The following is a 16731-nucleotide window of genomic DNA, read 5'->3' as shown; positions in this document are numbered from 1 at the left end:
GGAGGGAAAGAGACGTCGAAACACGTGCATTCTCGCACGCGGAGTCGCCGCCTGGGCAACTGAAATCCAAGGACCTTGGAGGCTGGTGCCAGATCCCCACTCACTCGCGCGAACAACACGCATTACGCACCGGAGGAACATCGTGAGTAGCACGACCAGAAGCGTCTATATTTCTTCCCCAGAGGGAGACACCGGAAAATCCACAATCGCTCTGGGCGTCGTTGACCTGCTCAGCCGCCAGGTGCAGAAGGTTGGCGTGTTCCGTCCGATCACCCGTAACGGCGCAAACAACCCCGAGGAAGACGCCAAGGGCCGCGACTACGTGCTCGAACTGCTGCTCGCACACGATGGCGTTGACCTTCCCTACGAGCAGTGCGTCGGTGTCACCTACGCGGATGTTCACGCAGACCCCGAAGAAGCCCTCGCCACGATCATCAACCGCTACAGCGAAATGGCTGAGCAATGCGACGCAGTCGTGATCGTTGGTTCGGACTACACTGACGTGGCCACCCCAACGGAACTCGCGTTCAACGCTCGCATCGCAGCGAACCTCGGCGCTCCGGTCCTCCTTGTGCTTGCTGGCGACGACCGCACGGCCGCTGGTATCCACCAGCTCGCCGAGGTCTCCAAGGCGGAACTCGAGAACCACCACGCACGCATCCTCGGTACGATCATCAACCGCTGCCAACCAGGCAACGCGGACTCGATCAAGGAACTGTTCACCGATCCGGCGACCCCGGTCTGGACGGTGCCGACCGAACCATTCCTCACCGCGCCGACCGTTGGCCAGTTGATGAAGGCCGTCGGCGGACATCTGGTCACCGGTGAGGAGGAACTTCTTGGCCGTGAGGTTCTGGATGTGCTCGTCGGTGCGATGACGTTCGAGAACCTCCTGGAGAAACTCATCGACGGTGCCGTTGTCATCACCCCCGGTGACCGTACCGACGTGCTCCTTGGCCTGCTCGTGGCACAGACCGCCAAGTCGTTCCCGAGCCTTGCAGGCATTATCCTCAACGGTGGCGTATACCCACCAGATCAGGTGGCCCGCCTCCTCGACGACATCAACCCATCGGTGCCCATCATCCAAACCGAACTGGGAACCTTCCGCTCCGCTTCCGCAGCGGCAAACGTGCGTGGACGTCTGACAGTGGACTCGCAGCGCAAGGTCGACACCGCTCTCGCCCTGTTCGAGCAGAACATCGACGGCGCAGCGCTCCTTGAGGCCCTGCGCGTGCAGCGTCCAGATGTGGTCACTCCGCTCATGTTCGAAAACGAACTGCTCTCCCGTGCCCGCGCCGATCGTAAGCACATCGTGCTTCCGGAGGGCAACGACGATCGCATCCTGCGTGCAGCCTCCACTCTGTTGCAGCGTCAGGTCGCAGACCTCACGATCCTCGGCGACGAGACCAGCGTTCGCGCCCGTGCCACCGAACTCGGTTTGGACATCTCCGCCGCCCGCGTGCTCGACACCAAGTCCGGTGAGCTGTTCGAAGAGTTCGCCGCCAAGTACGCCGAGATGCGTGCGCACAAGGGCGTCACCGTGGAGCGTGCCCGCGAAATCGTTGCCTCCGTGTCGTACTTCGGAACCATGATGGTTCAGCTCGGATACGCAGACGGCATGGTCTCCGGCGCAGCCCACACGACCGCGCACACGATCCGCCCGGCCTTCGAGATCATCAAGACTGTGCCGGACACCTCGGTCGTCTCGTCCGTGTTCATGATGTGCCTTGAGGACCGCGTCCTCGTATACGGTGACTGCGCCGTCAACCCGGACCCAACAGCGGAGCAACTCGCGGACATCGCGGTTTCCTCCGCTGACACGGCCCGCCAGTTCGGCGTGGACCCACGCGTCGCGATGCTGTCCTATTCGACCGGTGACTCCGGCAAGGGCGCGGACGTGGACAAGGTCCGCGAAGCCACCGAGATTGCCCGCACCCGCCGACCAGACCTTGAGATTGAGGGCCCAATCCAGTACGACGCTGCCGTGGACGCATCGGTAGCGGCGTCCAAGCTACCGGACTCCGCCGTGGCTGGCCGTGCAACCGTCTTCGTGTTCCCCGACCTCAACACCGGTAACAACACGTACAAGGCCGTTCAGCGTTCCGCTGGCGCGGTTGCTGTGGGGCCGATCCTCCAGGGTCTGCGTAAACCAGTGAACGACCTCTCCCGCGGTGCTCTCGTCCAAGACATCGTCAACACCGTAGCAATCACAGCGATCCAGGCCCAGGCGCTCTCCGCCGCTCAGGCCGCAGACGCTGCGGGCGCGAACGCCACCAACGCCGGCTGAACCATCACGCACAAGAAACGAGAATTCACACATCATGAGCAAGACCGTTCTGGTTATCAACGCCGGTTCCTCATCCATCAAGTACCAGTTGACCGACCCCGTTGACGGCACCGCTGTCGCCTCAGGCATCGTGGAGCGCATCGGCGAGGACATGGGTATAGTCACCCACAAGTACAACGGCGAATCCCACACCACTGAGCTTGTCATCGCTGACCACGGCGTTGGTCTGCGTAAGGTTCTGGAACTGTTCGAGCAGTACGGGCCAGACCTTGAAGAGGCTGGGATCGTCGCGGTTGGACATCGCGTGGTTCAGGGCGGTTCGGTGTTCCCCGGCCCAACCGTTATCACCGACGAGGTCGTTGAGCAAATCCGTGGTCTCATCCCACTGGCTCCGCTACACAATCCAGGTCACGTGCGCGGTATCGAGGTAGCCCGCGAATTGTTCATGCAGGTGCCGCACGTGGCGATCTTCGATACGTCATTCTTCCAGACCCTCCCGGCCGAGGCGTACACTTACGCATTGCCCAAGGAGATCACTCAGAAGTTTGCGATCCGTCGCTACGGCTTCCACGGTACCTCCCACCAGTTCGTATCCCGCGAGGTTGCGAACGTTCTGGGTCTGCCCAACGAGGAGGTCAGCCAGATTGTCCTGCACGTCGGTTCCGGCGCCTCGGTGTCCGCGGTGCAAAACGGCAGGGCAGTCGAGACCTCAATGGGTCTGACCCCGCTTGAGGGCCTGGTCATGGGTACCCGTACCGGTGACATTGACCCCGCCGTGATCTTCCACCTATACCGCACCGAGGGCCTGTCGATTGATGAGATCGACACCATGTTCAACAAGCAGTCAGGCCTCAAGGGTATGGCCGGTCAGAACGACTTCCGCGAGTTGCTGCGCCTGATCGATGAGGGCTCCGCCGACGCGAAGCTCGCTCTCGACGTGTTCGTGCACCGCTTGGTCAAGTACATCGGTTCGTACATGGCCGTTTTGGGTGGCCTACCGAATGCCATCACCTTCACCGCTGGTGTCGGGGAGAACAATGCTCTGGTCCGCCAGATGGTGGCCGACCGGCTTGCAGGCTTCGGGATCGCCCTTGACCCTGCCCTGAACGAGGTTCGTTCCGGTGAACCGCGCATCATCTCAACCCCAGATTCGACGGTCAAGATCCTGGTCGTTCCAACGAACGAGGAACTTGAGATCGCGCGTCAGACGGTTGCGAAGATCGCCGAGTAGTCTCACGTGAAAGTGCCGGTGCCCGTCACATGACGGGCACCGGCACTTTTTGTTGTGTTGTTTGGCTTGGTCCCTACTCAGCGTGGTTTTTCTTGGCGACGATCCGGCTAGGTCGCGCCGCCATCGCACCTTCCAGCACGCTGATGGAACGCAGAGTTTATCTACCGAAGGCATACCCAAGCAGCAGGCTCATTAAGGAGCTCTACCAACTCAGGAATACGTTGCGCAGGTTTTTCAAGCAATGCGTTGAAATCGTTCCATGCGAGGTCCGCAACCCAGAAAACTCGCTGATCAGCTAGGTCATCTAGTGGGGTAACTAGACCTCAATTGTATGCTGATTGTACGTACAAACAACCTCAACTCCATCTAGAAGAGGTTTACTGGCAGTGTTTGCCCGCCTTCGCGCTGCACTTCTAGTTCATCTAGTGAGTTTGCAGCCTCCGCATCGAGCACAAGCAGTACGTTTCCTTCCTTCTCGATCAGTTCGAGCCCGCTGCCTGAACCCGGTTCCAGTTCAGCCGGTAACGCCTGGATGACTGCATCGCTCGTAATGTCCGTTGGGAATAGATAGGCTTGCACACTCGCTACGTCCTGACCGCCCAGGTGCAATGCAAGGCCGCGCTGCCGGAAGACTTCTTCGCTTGAGCATGAGGCGCCACCCAACTCTGAGTTGGAAACTTCGGCGAGAAGGCAGAGCCCACTTTCCTCCTCCGCGGCAGCCCAATAACGAGCAAACGCCGACTCACCGATAAATCTCACCGTATCGGCCGTAATCCCTTGGCTTTCACCTGCAACAAACTCTGGAGCAGGGTCCGTCGCGTTGAGCGGTTCTTCGAGAATTGGGATCGCTGGACCCGACGCGGTAGGGGTCGAATCGCTTGTTTCACTACATGCGCTCACCAGAGCGAGAGCAGCAATCGCGCTGACAAGGGCGGTTGGTCGTGGTGCTTTGATGGTCATATGGGAGTTCTCCTGAAACCCGATCAGATTCTCTTCAACCCTATAGCAGTTCACTCTTGCGGACAGTTCTTATCTGAGGAGATTAGACCCCAAGCGGGGTTGAAACACAGGCCACGCTGGAGGCTAACACACGACGGGACACAAGAGTTCTCTCCCTCATTGAGTAACCGGATACAGCTTGCCAGGTCACCACTCCAACGCACGGTGTGCTGGCAGATGAGGGCTCGTCGGCAATGACAGGTACATTCCTGCACACACGGAACCTATAACGCCTTGACCGGCACAGATCATACTTTCTCACACAGATCCAACTAGGAGACTCAGGAGTTCTGCCCTCTGTCATACCCGAGTATGACAGTGGGGCCGCCCGGCAATGCCGGACAGCCCCACTCACACACAGAATCAGTCGATTGAACCCTGGTACGGGGACACGACAACCTCGATGCGCTGGAACTCCTTGAGGTCCGAGTAACCTGTCGTTGCCATCGCACGCTTCAGAGCGCCGATCAGGTTCAAAGTGCCGTCTGCCTGACGGCCAGGGCCGAACAGGATTTCCTCAAGGCTGCCCTTGGTGCCCACCTCGACCCGCTCGCCACGTGGCAACTGCGGGTGGTGCGCCTCGGAACCCCAGTGGAAGCCCTTACCCGGTGCTTCCTCGGAACGAGCGAGGGCCGCACCGATCATGACTGCATCCGCACCGCATGCAAACGCCTTCACGAGGTCACCAGAACGGCCAATACCTCCATCTGCGATGACGTGAACGTAACGACCGCCCGACTCGTCAAGGTAATCGCGGCGTGCAGCGGCAACGTCCGCGAGCGCGGTAGCCATCGGAGCGTGAATACCCAGAGTGGTACGAGTGGTTTGAGCGGCACCGCCACCAAACCCGACCAGAACACCTGCTGCACCGGTACGCATCAGGTGCAAAGCGGCGGTGTATGAGGCTGCGCCACCAACGATGACTGGAACGTCGAGTTCGTAGATGAAGCGCTTGAGGTTCAGCGGCTCGGCCTGCGAGGACACGTGCTCGGCAGAGACCGTGGTGCCGCGAATGACGAACAGGTCAACGCCCGCGTCAACGACGGTCTTATAGAACTCCTGCGTGCGAGCCGGAGACAGAGCACCTGCTACGGTTACGCCGGAATCGCGGATCTCCTTCAAACGCTGGGTGATGAGCTCGGCTTTGATCGGCTCGGAGTAGATCTCCTGCATTCGCGCGGTCGACGTGGCGGGGTCCAGTTTCGAGATCTCCGCAAGCAGTGCTGTCGGGTCCTCGTATCGGGTCCACAGGCCCTCAAGGTCCAGCACGCCCAAACCGCCGAGCTTACCCAAGGCGATAGCGGTTGCCGGACTCATCACCGAGTCCATCGGCGCTGCCATGACGGGAAGGTCGAAGTGATAGGCGTCGATCTGCCAAGCAGTGGAGACGTCCTGGGGGTCACGGGTACGGCGCGATGGCACTACCGCGATGTCATCGAACGTAAACGCCCGGCGTCCGCGCTTGCCTCGGCCAATCTCAATCTCATTAGTCACTGGTTCAGATTACCGTGTTTTTGCCGCTGAGTGGCCGTTCCTCGGCGAACTTGTAGCGAAGTGTGATGCATCTCGGCTGTGGCGCAGGTGCACCCGTGAGACGAAAGACTCTAGTAATGTCGGAGGGTGCTGTCATGATCGAAGCACCCAACGCGAAAGGACCATCAACGTGGCACAACAGGACTGGGTCAACGGCACGTTTCTCGGGTTTGACACCGAAACCACGGGCGTTAACACTGCTGTGGATCGCATCGTGACGGCGGCGATCGTGCTTCGCACACCGCAGGAGACGCTCGTGCGTACCTGGCTGATTGATCCGGGCGTTCCCATTCCCGCCGAGGCTGCGGCAATTCACGGGGTGACGACTGAACATGCGCAGGCCTACGGCGTCTCCCCCCAGCAAGGGCTTGAAGAGATCGCTCAGGTCATCGCGGAACACCTTGCGGTGGACCATCCGCTCGTCGCGTTCAATGCGTCCTTTGACATCGCCATCCTGAACACCGAACTCGCTCGCCACGGCCTGCCAACCATCGAGGAGCGCATTGGTCGGGCTTTCTCCCCCGTCATCGACCCACTCGTGCTTGACCGGGCGCTCGACCGTTACCGTAAGGGCTCACGCAAGCTTGGGGATCTGTGTGCGTTCTACGAGGTCCAGGAGACCGGAACGTTCCACACCGCCGATGCAGACGTGATCGCAACGCTTGATGTACTGGCCAAGTTGCTCGAACGCTACAGCAATGTCAGCACCATGACCCTCAAGGAGCTGCACACCTATCAGGAGGGCGCCCACTCCCGTTGGGCCAAGAACTTCAACTCCTACTTGGCGAGCAAGGGGCGCACGGCGGACGTCGACGAGCACTGGCTTCCCGGCAGCCCTGTGGAAGTGAGTTAAGCGGGCACTAGTTCTGCAAGCGGCAACCCTGCCACAGATGCCCCGCCGCACATGCTTGTTCCACTGGAAAGCCCTGCCCCAGTCGGCCTTGTTCCAGTCAGTTCTGCCACAGGTCAAGCACTCGGCGTGACTCAAACCTTCGCCGCTCCCCTGTCACAGGATCATTGAACTCAATGGACCGTGAGAGCAACTGCAACGGGTTGCTGTAGTCATCGCTCTCCACCGAATAAAAGGTTGGGTAGTAGTTGTCATTCAGGATGCCCAACCCGAGCGATGCCATGTGGATGCGCAACTGGTGAGTCTTACCGGTGTGCGGAGTGAGTCGATACAACCCCACTGCGGCGTGCCCAGCGTGAGTTTGCGGATCACAACTCTTGGTATCGAGCAGTTCCACTAGGCTCTCAGTGTTTGGCTCGCCCTCAATCGTTTGCGCCCACATGATGCCTGGTTCCTTCTTGATCCGTGAACGCACAGTGGTGGGTAGTTCAAGATCAGCCCGGACAGGCGCTACCGCCTCATAGGTTTTATCTATCGTGCGCTGCGCAAACAGGTCATGATACGGGCGACGCAACTCCTGGCGTTTCGTCATCACCAGAACGCCAGCGGTGATCCGATCGAGTCGGTGCGCCGGACTCAACTCAGGTAAACCCAACTGCCTGCGCATCCGCACCAAGACCGACTCAACCACGTAAGCACCCTTGGGCGTGGACGCCAAAAAGTGCGGCTTATCCACCACGAGTAGATCGTCATCCTCAAAAAGGATGTCCACCTCGAACGGAACCGGCTTCTCAGGGGCCGGATCGCGATAGAAGAAGATCAACGCACCGGCGCGATACGGCGAGCCGAAGGGCCACGGGCGACCCAACTCGTCGACAATCTCGCCGCGGTCAAGTTTGCCCAACATCTCGCTCGGGTCCGGAGCGAACCGCCACCGCACATACTCCTCAAGCGTGCCAAACGACGGCGCATAGACCCTCTCACGCACCGGCTCTTCTGAGCCCAACTCGCTCGCCTCGGCCTCTGTGCGCACACGCGCACCCCGGGGCAGGACTGCCCCGGGGTGCGGAAGCTGCATACGAACGGGGTTGAGCCCGTCGCGCACAGGAAGCGGAGCGGGACGCTTAACGCGCCCCACTGTCAGCGGCTTCCGTAGTTTGGTGCCTCGACGGTCATCTGGATGTCGTGTGGGTGTGACTCCTTCAAACCTGCCGAGGTGATGCGCACGAACTTGCCGCGTTCCTTGAGTTCAGGGATGGTACGGGCCCCAACGTAGAACATCGACTGGTGCAGACCACCCGCGAGTTGGTAAGCGACAGCGGACAGCGGACCGCGGTAAGGTACCTGACCTTCGATGCCCTCGGGCACGATCTTGTCATCCGAGGCCACATCGGCCTGGAAGTAACGGTCCTTCGAGTATGACTTCTTACCGCGCGAGGCCATCGCACCGAGCGAGCCCATACCGCGGTAGTGCTTGAACTGCTTGCCGTTGACAAACACGAGGTCACCGGGGGACTCGTCACAGCCAGCGAGCAGCGAACCGAGCATGACCGACTCCGCACCGGCCACAAGAGCCTTGGCGATGTCACCCGAATACTGCAGACCACCGTCCGCGATCACCGGGATACCGAAGTCTCGCACGGCGCGCGAGGCCTCATACACGGCGGTCACCTGAGGAACGCCAACACCTGCGACAACGCGGGTCGTGCAGATCGAACCTGGGCCAACGCCAACCTTGACGGCATCCGCGCCAGCCTCGGCCAGTGCTCGAGCACCCGCGTAGGTCGCAACGTTTCCACCGATAATCGAGACCTCTTTGAAGAACGGGTCCTTCTTGAGGTTCGAGATCATCTCCAGCAGGAGGCGCGCATGTCCGTTGGCGGTGTCCGCCACGAGCACGTCAACGCCCGCCTCCGCGAGCGCCCGCGCACGGTCAACCGCGTCGCCGTAGAAACCGATTGCCGCACCAACGCGCAGACGGCCTTCGCCGTCCTTGGTCGCGTCTGGGTACTGCTCGGTTTTGACGAAGTCCTTGACGGTGATGAGACCCTGCAGCCGGCCCTCATTGTCGACGAGTGGGAGCTTCTCGATCCGGTTCTTACCCAGGAGGTGGGCTGCGTCCTCACGGGAGATGCCCACTGGTCCGGTGATGAGTGGCATCGCTGTCATAACCTCGCGGACGCGCGTAGTGGCCCAGTTAGCTGGGGGAACGAAGCGTAGGTCGCGGTTGGTGATGATACCGATGAGTTTGTTGTCTTCCTCCACTACCGGAAGGCCGGATACGCGGTACTGGCCGCACAGGAGGTCAAGTTCCTCGATGGTAGCATCTGGACCAACCGTGACCGGGTCCGTGATCATGCCGGACTCGGAGCGCTTCACGGTGTCGACGTGCGCGGCCTGGTCCTCGATGGAGAGGTTGCGGTGGATGATACCGATGCCACCTTGTCGGGCCATGGCGATTGCCATGCGGGCCTCGGTCACGGTGTCCATCGCCGCAGAGATGAGCGGAACCTTGATGTTGATGTCGCGCGTCAGACGGGTGGTTGTGTCGACCTCACTTGGGATGACGTCTGTCTCGTTGGGGAGCAGCAGGACGTCATCGTAGGTCAATCCTAGAAATCCGAAAGGGTCATTCGACTGGGTGGAAGACATGTCGGTCATGACCAAATATTACGCCGAAACGCACGGGAGTTTTTGCTCCGTACCGTCAATGAGACGAGCACCACGGCGGGAGGCGCCTGCGAGATGGAACACACGCCTCGGAGCCACCAGTCTGCTCAGAGTCGGAACGTCGAGTCGTCGTCTGACCAGTATTCTGCGCCGGGAGCCGCGGCACGCACCGCCGCGTACACCTCGTGGTAGAGCGCTCGGAAGGAGTTGATAGCGCTGACCTGACCGAGATGGCGCACTGCCCGAGTGTCGACTCCCTCGCGCACACCAACGTAGATTGGCAGTTCCGGAAACTCCTGCGTCAGGCTGTGCAGGATCTCAAGCGACGGGGTCGCATGATCCGAGACGAAGGCAACCACGGATGGGCGCACAATTTTGATGAGTTCGGAGACTCGTTGTGTGTTCCCCGGCCCGAGGATCACGTGAGCGTTGCACTTGTTTTGCAGAAGTGCCGCTACAAGGACATGTGCGGGCAGCGACAACTCGTCCAGAGCCGAGGAAAAGACGAGCGTGATGTTCTTGAGGCGTGAGGGATGCGGCCGATCCGCTGTCGCCAGATCAGGACGTACTTCACCAACGTGGTCCGCAAGCGCTCGCTGCGCGAGAAACCCCACGAGTAGCCGTGGTGCCTTGCCGGGTGAGGAGAGCACCGTGTGGGTGGATATCCGGTCAAGTGCCGGGCGCACAAGAAGTTTCCACCAGTCGATCAGCGATTCATCGGAAGCGACGGTCAACAGCTCGGTGCAACGTTCTTCATCGTCCCGCAACGCTGCTGACACCAACTCGGTGCAGCGAGCCTTGTAGTCGTTGTATTCAACCGCGTGTGGTGTGCTCGGCGCGATGCGGAGCACTGAGTTTCGACCCGAACCTCGCTCGCGCCGGGCACGGGCGAGAGACGTAGTACTCGACGAAACTCCGCCTTCAACGAGTTCGACTGGGCGAATCTTTGGGGTGACCATGCCCTTCTCACGCAGGACTTCCTGCAAGAGTCCTTCCGCCGCTTCCAACGTGACCCCATCCTCAGCGGCTTGCTGGGCAGCATGGACCGCCTCAGCGGCGGTCGCTCCGCGCAACAGATAGGTGCGCAGAGTCATGAGCTTTGCAAGGTCGGTATCGGTATAACGACGGTGAGAACCACTCGAATGCTGGCTTGGGCCCATTCCGTGTCGCCTGGCCCAGGTTCGCAAGGTCGCCGGTGCAACGCCTAAGCGTTCCGCCGTCGCGGAAACCGAATAGGTCTGGCGCGAATTGATGAGGTTCTCGCGATTCATATGAACTATGCGCTTCCTTGCTCACTACATCGAGGGCTAGAGGATGATGACATCGAAATAACTCGTTCCAGAGAACTCGCCAAAACGATTCAACATCGTTTCACCCACTCCTTCAACCCCAAACACATCTTGTGTCACGGAGTCCTGCCGATCCCTGATCTTGAAACTATGCGCTAGCGGTTCTCTCCGCAACTCAGAACCGCGAATTAAGGCCGAAATGTGGGCTTTTCCAAAGAAGCCTGCCACAGAGTCACGAGGCGGTCCCCGCTGCGGCTCAGTCCGTCATGGTCGGGACGGCGCGAACGCATATGCCCATGCTAAGCCCACGACGCTCCAGAAGGGACCCAAGTCCCGCAATGGGGAGTTTTCACCCCCGGCATCCACTGTGAATAAATGTTGAAACGATATAAGTTCGTCATAGCGAATCGCTTCACAGCCGCTAGAAACGATTCATGACCGCTTCTTGAATCGGTCAGAGTGCGTGTCCATGTCGCCGCGAGACTCGCTCGACACGGTTTGTTCTTCGCAGAACAACACACCACCACAGCAGTGGGTCTGATGTTCACATCAGATCTGCTGGGCAACGAGAGTAACAGGAGGGCAACATGACTGACGTATCACGCCTGCCAGGACCCGTCATTGAACTATGGGAATGGCAATATCAAGGTAATTGCCGAGACGCTGACGAAACACTCTTCTTCCACCCTGAAGGTGAGCGGGGTTCCACCCGCCGCCGCCGTGCCGAAAAAGCCAAGGCCATCTGCGCGACCTGTCCTGTACTACAGCAGTGCCGTGAACAGTCTCTGCGAGTTCGTGAACCATACGGCGTATGGGGTGGGCTCAGCGAAGACGAGCGTAACGCCATCCTTGCAGAGCGCGACCGCAAGGCAACTCATGGAAAGTTCCGCACGACCGCATAGCCGTCTCCCTGCACCATCTCCGCTTCACGGGCGGGCCAAGCTTCCAGGCGCTGGCCCGCCCTTCGCTATATCCATACGCCATGAGCGTGGTCAGAACGTGTGGACAGTTCGGATACGTCGATGGGGCGGTTTTGATCCCAGTGCATGGTTTTTGTGTATACCTTTGGGTCAAATTGACCCCATCGAGACGTGGCCTCTCCCCAGACACAACAAAAAGGGGTGGCCCCAACCAAACCGGTTGGGACCACCCCTTGAGCCGTTCGCGTCTGCGATCAGCCGACGATTGCGAGAACGTCGCGAGCCGAGAGAATCAGGTATTCCTCGCCTGCGTACTTAACCTCGGTGCCACCGTACTTGGAGTAGATGACCTTGTCGCCGACTGAGACATCGACTGGCACGCGGTTGCCGTTGTCGTCAACACGACCCGGACCCACAGCGATTACTTCACCTTCCTGAGGCTTTTCCTTGGCGGTGTCTGGAAGGACCAGACCCGAAGGAGTAGTGGTTTCAGCCACGATCGCCTTGACAACGATGCGGTCTTCAAGCGGCTTGATGGAAACCGACACGCGGACCACCCTTTCGCGATGAGTTGGTATGAGTTCAAGGTGTCCATCTGATCTGTCCGGGCCGTCGTCGCGGTGTCGACCAGGCGATCAAATGTTCCATCACTAATGTAGAACCGGCATTAGCACTCGGTCAAGGCGAGTGCCAATTGTTTCGGGAAACTGCCTGCCATTCCGCTGACAGCGCACAGATCCTTATTCAAGTTCGGCCTTTGGGTACGCACGGGCCACTCCCCTCTCCATATTTGCGACGAGTTGGTGACGGATGGCCTTCAGCTTGCGGCAAGGGTGAGGCAGCGCTGGGAGGCGGGTCTCGTCGCCAGACAAAAAACGCTCCAAGCGGCAGCGACCGCACTCGCAAACGCACCAAGAACTTGAGAGTGACCAAAGCGCACTCTCACGCACTGCGAGTACGGGATCGGTCACTCTCAAAGGGAAGGATGAGCACATCTGGGTAGGAGCGGCACCGAAAGAAACCAATCCGTCGCTACCCACACCAGCGTGAAACAATGGCGGGATGGACCTCGCACTACTCGAACAGCTCACCTCTGACACCGGTCGCACACTCTTCGCGGACATCGCCACCCGGCAGGGCGAGGACCCCCTCCGCATCAGCGCTGCGCTACGCAAGGCAGGATATGAACCAGAGCTGATTGCAGCGGCGCTCACCCAGACCCGATTGCGGACCAAGGCACATGCGAAGCTTGGTGACTTCGCCGAACGTATGTTCTTCACCGCCAACGGAGTCGAGCAGGCGACACGGTTGAGCGTCGCCGCACATCATGCCCAACGTTTCCTCGGCGCGGGAATCACCAAGGTTGCGGACCTGACCAGTGGTATTGGCGCCGACTCCATGGCGTTCGCCGCGCTCGGCCTCGATGTGCTCGCAACGGACATCGATCCTCTCACCGCGGCTATGGCGGTGGAAAACCTACGCCCCTTTCCTAACGCATCCGTACGGACAGCGGACGGACTCGCAACAGATTTTGAGGCCGAGGGTATCGACGGCATCTACGCTGACCCTGCGCGTAGAGATGGAACCGGACGCAGGGTGTGGACCCCTGAGAGTTTCCTACCGCCGCTCGACGCGGTGTGGAACCTACGTTCACGTGTGGCGGGTGTTGGCCTCAAACTCGGCCCCGGCATTGCGCACGCGGACATCCCAGATGGATGCGAGACCCAATGGGTTTCGATTGACGGAGATGTCGTTGAGGCAGGGCTATGGTTCGGTAGCGTGGCCCGAAGGGAAGGCTTCGGCGCTCTCGTATTGACTACTACCCCCAGCGGACTTCGAGCCACAGAGTTCACAGGCGATGGGCTCGACGGTACGGTACACACCATCGACGCAGCATCGGAACTGCGCGAATACCTACACGAACCCGACGGTGCGGTTATCCGGGCAGGGCTCGTGGCTCATCTCGCCAACGAGTTGGACGGCGCACTGATTGACCCGAGCATCGCGTACTTCACCAGCGACACACCCGTGTACGCGGATGGAAGCTCCCTCAGCCAGGCCTACCGGATAGTTGAGGCCATTCCATATAACGTCAAAACCCTTCGTGCTTACCTCAAAGACCGTAAAGTTGGCAGAGTCACGATCAAGAAACGCGGCATCAGCGTCACCCCCGAGCAACTGCGTCCGCAACTCGCGCTCAAGGGTGAGAACGAAGCCACGATCATCTTGACTCGTGTCAACGACAAGAAAACGGCAATCATCGTGGACCCGCTCCAGCCATGACAGGAGAAGTCCACGCTCGGGGTTCAGCTCCTCCCAGACCAGCCTGAACCCCACGCGGCCCGCGCAATCGCAGTTCACACGCACCAACCACAGGAAGGCGAGGACATGGCCACCCCCATCCCGTTCTCATCCTCTCAGCGCTCCACCCTCGGTGTGGAGTGGGAACTCGCCCTCGTTGACAAGGACTCAGGCGACCTACGGCAGGTTGCTCAGACGATCCTGGATGCGGTGTCCCCAGACGGCTCGCAACACCCACACGTGCGGCAAGAACTGCTGCTCAACACCGTCGAGATCGTGACAGGAGTGTGCAACACCGTGGCCGAGGCGGGCGAAGACCTGCAACGCTCAATTGAACTTCTGCACACCCTTGCCGATCCCCTACGAGTTGAGTTGATGTGTGCGGGCACCCACCCGTTTGCACGCTGGAACAACCAGAAGGTCACGGACAAGGAACGCTACGCGACGCTCATCGACCGGACCCAGTGGTGGGGCCGACAGATGCTGATCTACGGCATCCACGTGCACGTTGGCGTGGAGGACCGGAACAAGGTTCTACCCATTTCACGTGCGCTGCTCAGCTATCTCGGACACATCCAGTCACTGTCAGCGTCCTCCCCGTTCTGGGGCGGCAAGGACACTGCCTACGCCTCAAACCGTGCACTCATGTTCCAGCAACTTCCGACGGCAGGTCTCCCCACCAACTTTGATGAGTGGTCCGAACTCGAACAGTATGTCGATGACATGGTCAAGGTCGGCGTGATCGACGAATTCAACGAGATTCGCTGGGATGTCCGCCCATCACCGCACTACGGCACAATTGAGGCGCGCATCGCAGACGGAGCATCCAACCTGACCGAGGTGCTCGCGCTTGCCGCGCTCACACAGTGCCTCGTCGAACACTTCTCCACACTGCTCGATGAGGGCAAGCCACTCCCACACATGCAGCCGTGGTTTGTTCAAGAGAACAAGTGGCGGTCCGCGCGTTACGGCATGGATGCCATTTTGATTCTCGACGAGTCTGGTCGCGAAGACCTAGTCAGCGACGATCTGCTTCGGTTGCTTCGGGAGCTGGAGCCCACCGCTGCGCGGTTGGGCTGTGAAACCGAACTCGACTATGTGCGGGTGATTCTGCGTAAGGGCGCCTCTTACCAGCGCCAACGCGCCGTCGCTCGGCGCAACGGTGGCGATCTAGGTCAGGTTGTCTCCCACCTGGTCAAGGAGTTCCGCGAAGGTAAGCCGCTCTAGCGAATCGCCTCAGCGGTGCGTAGCGGGGTACGCCGCAGGCATACCCCGGCAAAGGTGCCCGCCCACTGACGTAAGGAAGGCCCCAGGACGTGAGGAATCGTCGGAAAGCAGCAGCAATAGTTTTGTGCGCCCTGCTCGCCGTGTCTGCCTGCACGTCACCACCTGCGAGCGCGCCCGCTCCTGCTGCATCGAACACCGCCTCGGACCTGCCGGTCATCAACACGTCCATCAGCCACGAGGTACCTACGGCCCTACAACACGCACGATTCTTTGACCGCCCCATCAGTGACTTCGAGGTCACCGTCGTCCCATCCTCCACGTTCGAGCGAATCAAGCCAGACGATCCTCGACTCACAAGCACGCAACGCCCGGTCATTCAGAGCCCATGGTGCAGCGACCTGGAGGATCAACTCATTGGACCCGACACCGACTTTGCTCTGCGCACCCCGGGCGGATCCTGCGACCCCGATGCGCCGAAGGAGTCTACCCCGGGCGTGCTGGACGGCGACAGGTTCATCCCGTTCACCGGATACACGCCCGACCCACCACAATCCCCTCAAAGTCGCATCAACGTAATTCCTCTGAGCTACACCGAAGATGGCGTCCTGCTGGACTATGCCAACATATCTGGGGACAGCATCCTGTGGACCGAACTCGTGTACGCACGTGCAGACACCATGACGATGCACAAAGCAGTGAGTTTCGAAGACCTTACGAACATCGACCCCGAAAACTACTACATCAACCACACCATCAACCTTGGCGGATGGGTGGATAATGACACGCTCATCCTCCCCACGTTTATGAGCGCCCACGCTCAGAACTCCGAGTACGGCATTGGAGTCATCTCAATCGGCCTCGATGGAACCAACCCTGCCGTCGAACTCTTCGATGCAGCACCCCAGCGCTGGACTCAACGCGATGAACCGCTGTTTGCCACACGCGAAGAGGGACAGGTGACCCTCCTACGCCGAACCGGCATCAGCCAATACAATCCCGTCTACACCAATACTGAGTCCTCCACATACCTACCCCAGAGGGTCGAGTACAACTGGGCAGGCATGATTGACGGACGACTCCTCATCGCGGTTGACGCCGGGCTGATCCTTGTTGATGAGCAGACGCAAACAATCACTGTCATCGAGATGAATTCCGTTCCAGGGTCCGAATCAGGAAACTATTCCCCCACGCCGCTGCTCACCGATACACACCTGCTGTGGAATTACGTTCCCTACAACTCCCAGTATTCCGGGATATATGCGCTCAACCGTGAAACTCTGGCCGGTGTTATGACACTAGTTGAAGGAAGCCCGCACGATCTCAGAGTGGCTTCCGAGAAATTTACGGTTGACCTGTATAAATTCATGTATGAGGTGGAGGGAAAATACCTCGAGACCCACATCTCTCTCCCCTAGCGGCGGACT

13 protein-coding genes are annotated in these 16731 nt (G+C 59.8%); 7 read left to right on the top strand and 6 right to left on the bottom strand.

Features of this window, described 5'->3' with window-relative positions:
* The first annotated feature begins 142 nt into the window (after window positions 1–142).
* Together pta and ACFSYH_RS12820 are read left to right on the top strand one after the other, a co-directional pair.
* The gene (gene pta / locus ACFSYH_RS12825) at window positions 143–2287 is read left to right on the top strand and encodes a phosphate acetyltransferase (RefSeq protein WP_377467406.1); all 2145 of its coding nucleotides are present in this window, start codon (window positions 143–145) and stop codon (window positions 2285–2287) included.
* 34 nt (window positions 2288–2321) lie between these two features.
* Window positions 2322–3518, top strand: coding sequence for an acetate/propionate family kinase (locus ACFSYH_RS12820; RefSeq protein ID WP_377467404.1), 1197 nt, complete (start codon window positions 2322–2324; stop codon window positions 3516–3518).
* A gap of 366 nt (window positions 3519–3884) precedes the next feature.
* Here ACFSYH_RS12820 and ACFSYH_RS12815 read toward each other — a convergent pair whose 3' ends face one another.
* Together ACFSYH_RS12815 and ACFSYH_RS12810 are read right to left on the bottom strand one after the other, a co-directional pair.
* A complete protein-coding gene (locus ACFSYH_RS12815) occupies window positions 3885–4478 on the bottom strand; it encodes a hypothetical protein (protein ID WP_377467402.1) in 594 nt (197 codons plus the stop codon).
* 402 nt (window positions 4479–4880) lie between these two features.
* Window positions 4881–6011, bottom strand: a complete 1131-nt coding sequence (locus ACFSYH_RS12810) for a GuaB3 family IMP dehydrogenase-related protein (protein WP_377467400.1) — start codon at window positions 6009–6011, stop codon at window positions 4881–4883.
* A gap of 169 nt (window positions 6012–6180) precedes the next feature.
* Here ACFSYH_RS12810 and ACFSYH_RS12805 point away from each other — a divergent pair, with 169 nt between their 5' ends.
* Window positions 6181–6903 carry an exonuclease domain-containing protein gene (locus ACFSYH_RS12805; protein ID WP_377467398.1) on the top strand — a complete coding sequence of 241 codons (723 nt, stop codon included), beginning with the start codon at window positions 6181–6183 and terminating at the stop codon, window positions 6901–6903.
* 97 nt (window positions 6904–7000) lie between these two features.
* Here ACFSYH_RS12805 and ACFSYH_RS12800 read toward each other — a convergent pair whose 3' ends face one another.
* The 3 genes from ACFSYH_RS12800 to ACFSYH_RS12790 all read right to left on the bottom strand — a co-directional run bounded on the left by ACFSYH_RS12800 (window position 7001) and on the right by ACFSYH_RS12790 (window position 10841).
* A complete protein-coding gene (locus ACFSYH_RS12800; RefSeq protein ID WP_377467396.1) occupies window positions 7001–8038 on the bottom strand; it encodes a pseudouridine synthase in 1038 nt (345 codons plus the stop codon).
* 2 nt (window positions 8039–8040) lie between these two features.
* Window positions 8041–9561, bottom strand: coding sequence for an IMP dehydrogenase (guaB, locus tag ACFSYH_RS12795; protein ID WP_377467394.1), 1521 nt, complete (start codon window positions 9559–9561; stop codon window positions 8041–8043).
* Between the two features lie 116 nt (window positions 9562–9677).
* Complete coding sequence (locus tag ACFSYH_RS12790; protein ID WP_377467392.1) at window positions 9678–10841, bottom strand: MerR family transcriptional regulator; 1164 nt, start codon at window positions 10839–10841, stop codon at window positions 9678–9680.
* Window positions 10842–11446: 605 nt separating this feature from the next.
* Between ACFSYH_RS12790 and ACFSYH_RS12785 the strand changes: the two genes are divergently transcribed.
* Window positions 11447–11761 carry a WhiB family transcriptional regulator gene (locus tag ACFSYH_RS12785; RefSeq protein WP_377467390.1) on the top strand — a complete coding sequence of 105 codons (315 nt, stop codon included), beginning with the start codon at window positions 11447–11449 and terminating at the stop codon, window positions 11759–11761.
* A 272-nt stretch (window positions 11762–12033) separates the two neighbouring features.
* Here ACFSYH_RS12785 and groES read toward each other — a convergent pair whose 3' ends face one another.
* A complete protein-coding gene (gene groES / locus ACFSYH_RS12780) occupies window positions 12034–12327 on the bottom strand; it encodes a co-chaperone GroES (RefSeq protein WP_377467388.1) in 294 nt (97 codons plus the stop codon).
* Window positions 12328–12841: 514 nt separating this feature from the next.
* On the opposite strand from groES, the gene ACFSYH_RS12775 reads away from it, so the two are divergent.
* From ACFSYH_RS12775 to ACFSYH_RS12765, 3 genes are all read left to right on the top strand, one after another.
* Window positions 12842–14062: a class I SAM-dependent methyltransferase gene (locus ACFSYH_RS12775; protein WP_377467386.1), complete on the top strand. Its 1221-nt coding sequence runs from the start codon at window positions 12842–12844 to the stop codon at window positions 14060–14062.
* Between the two features lie 105 nt (window positions 14063–14167).
* A complete protein-coding gene (locus ACFSYH_RS12770; RefSeq protein ID WP_377467384.1) occupies window positions 14168–15307 on the top strand; it encodes a glutamate--cysteine ligase in 1140 nt (379 codons plus the stop codon).
* A gap of 89 nt (window positions 15308–15396) precedes the next feature.
* Window positions 15397–16722: a hypothetical protein gene (locus ACFSYH_RS12765; RefSeq protein WP_377467382.1), complete on the top strand. Its 1326-nt coding sequence runs from the start codon at window positions 15397–15399 to the stop codon at window positions 16720–16722.
* Window positions 16723–16731 lie beyond the last annotated feature (9 nt).

This window comes from Populibacterium corticicola, from assembly GCF_042683685.1.
In the GTDB taxonomy this organism is placed as follows: Bacteria; Actinomycetota; Actinomycetes; order Actinomycetales; family Cellulomonadaceae; genus Timonella; species Timonella corticicola.
Note: the sequence above shows the minus strand (reverse complement) of the source record. Positions and strands in the feature narration are given on the sequence as shown.

Excerpts from the sequence above, each read along its gene's own strand:
- ACFSYH_RS12820 (WP_377467404.1), top strand. The coding sequence starts at position 2,322 with ATGAGCAAGACCGTTCTGGTTATCAACGCCGGTTCCTCATCCATCAAG.
- ACFSYH_RS12785 (WP_377467390.1), top strand. The coding sequence starts at position 11,447 with ATGACTGACGTATCACGCCTGCCAGGACCCGTCATTGAACTATGGGAA.
- ACFSYH_RS12790 (WP_377467392.1), bottom strand. The coding sequence starts at position 10,841 with ATGAATCGCGAGAACCTCATCAATTCGCGCCAGACCTATTCGGTTTCC.
- ACFSYH_RS12815 (WP_377467402.1), bottom strand. The coding sequence starts at position 4,478 with ATGACCATCAAAGCACCACGACCAACCGCCCTTGTCAGCGCGATTGCT.
- guaB (WP_377467394.1), bottom strand. The coding sequence starts at position 9,561 with ATGACCGACATGTCTTCCACCCAGTCGAATGACCCTTTCGGATTTCTA.
- ACFSYH_RS12770 (WP_377467384.1), top strand. The coding sequence starts at position 14,168 with ATGGCCACCCCCATCCCGTTCTCATCCTCTCAGCGCTCCACCCTCGGT.
- ACFSYH_RS12775 (WP_377467386.1), top strand. The coding sequence starts at position 12,842 with ATGGACCTCGCACTACTCGAACAGCTCACCTCTGACACCGGTCGCACA.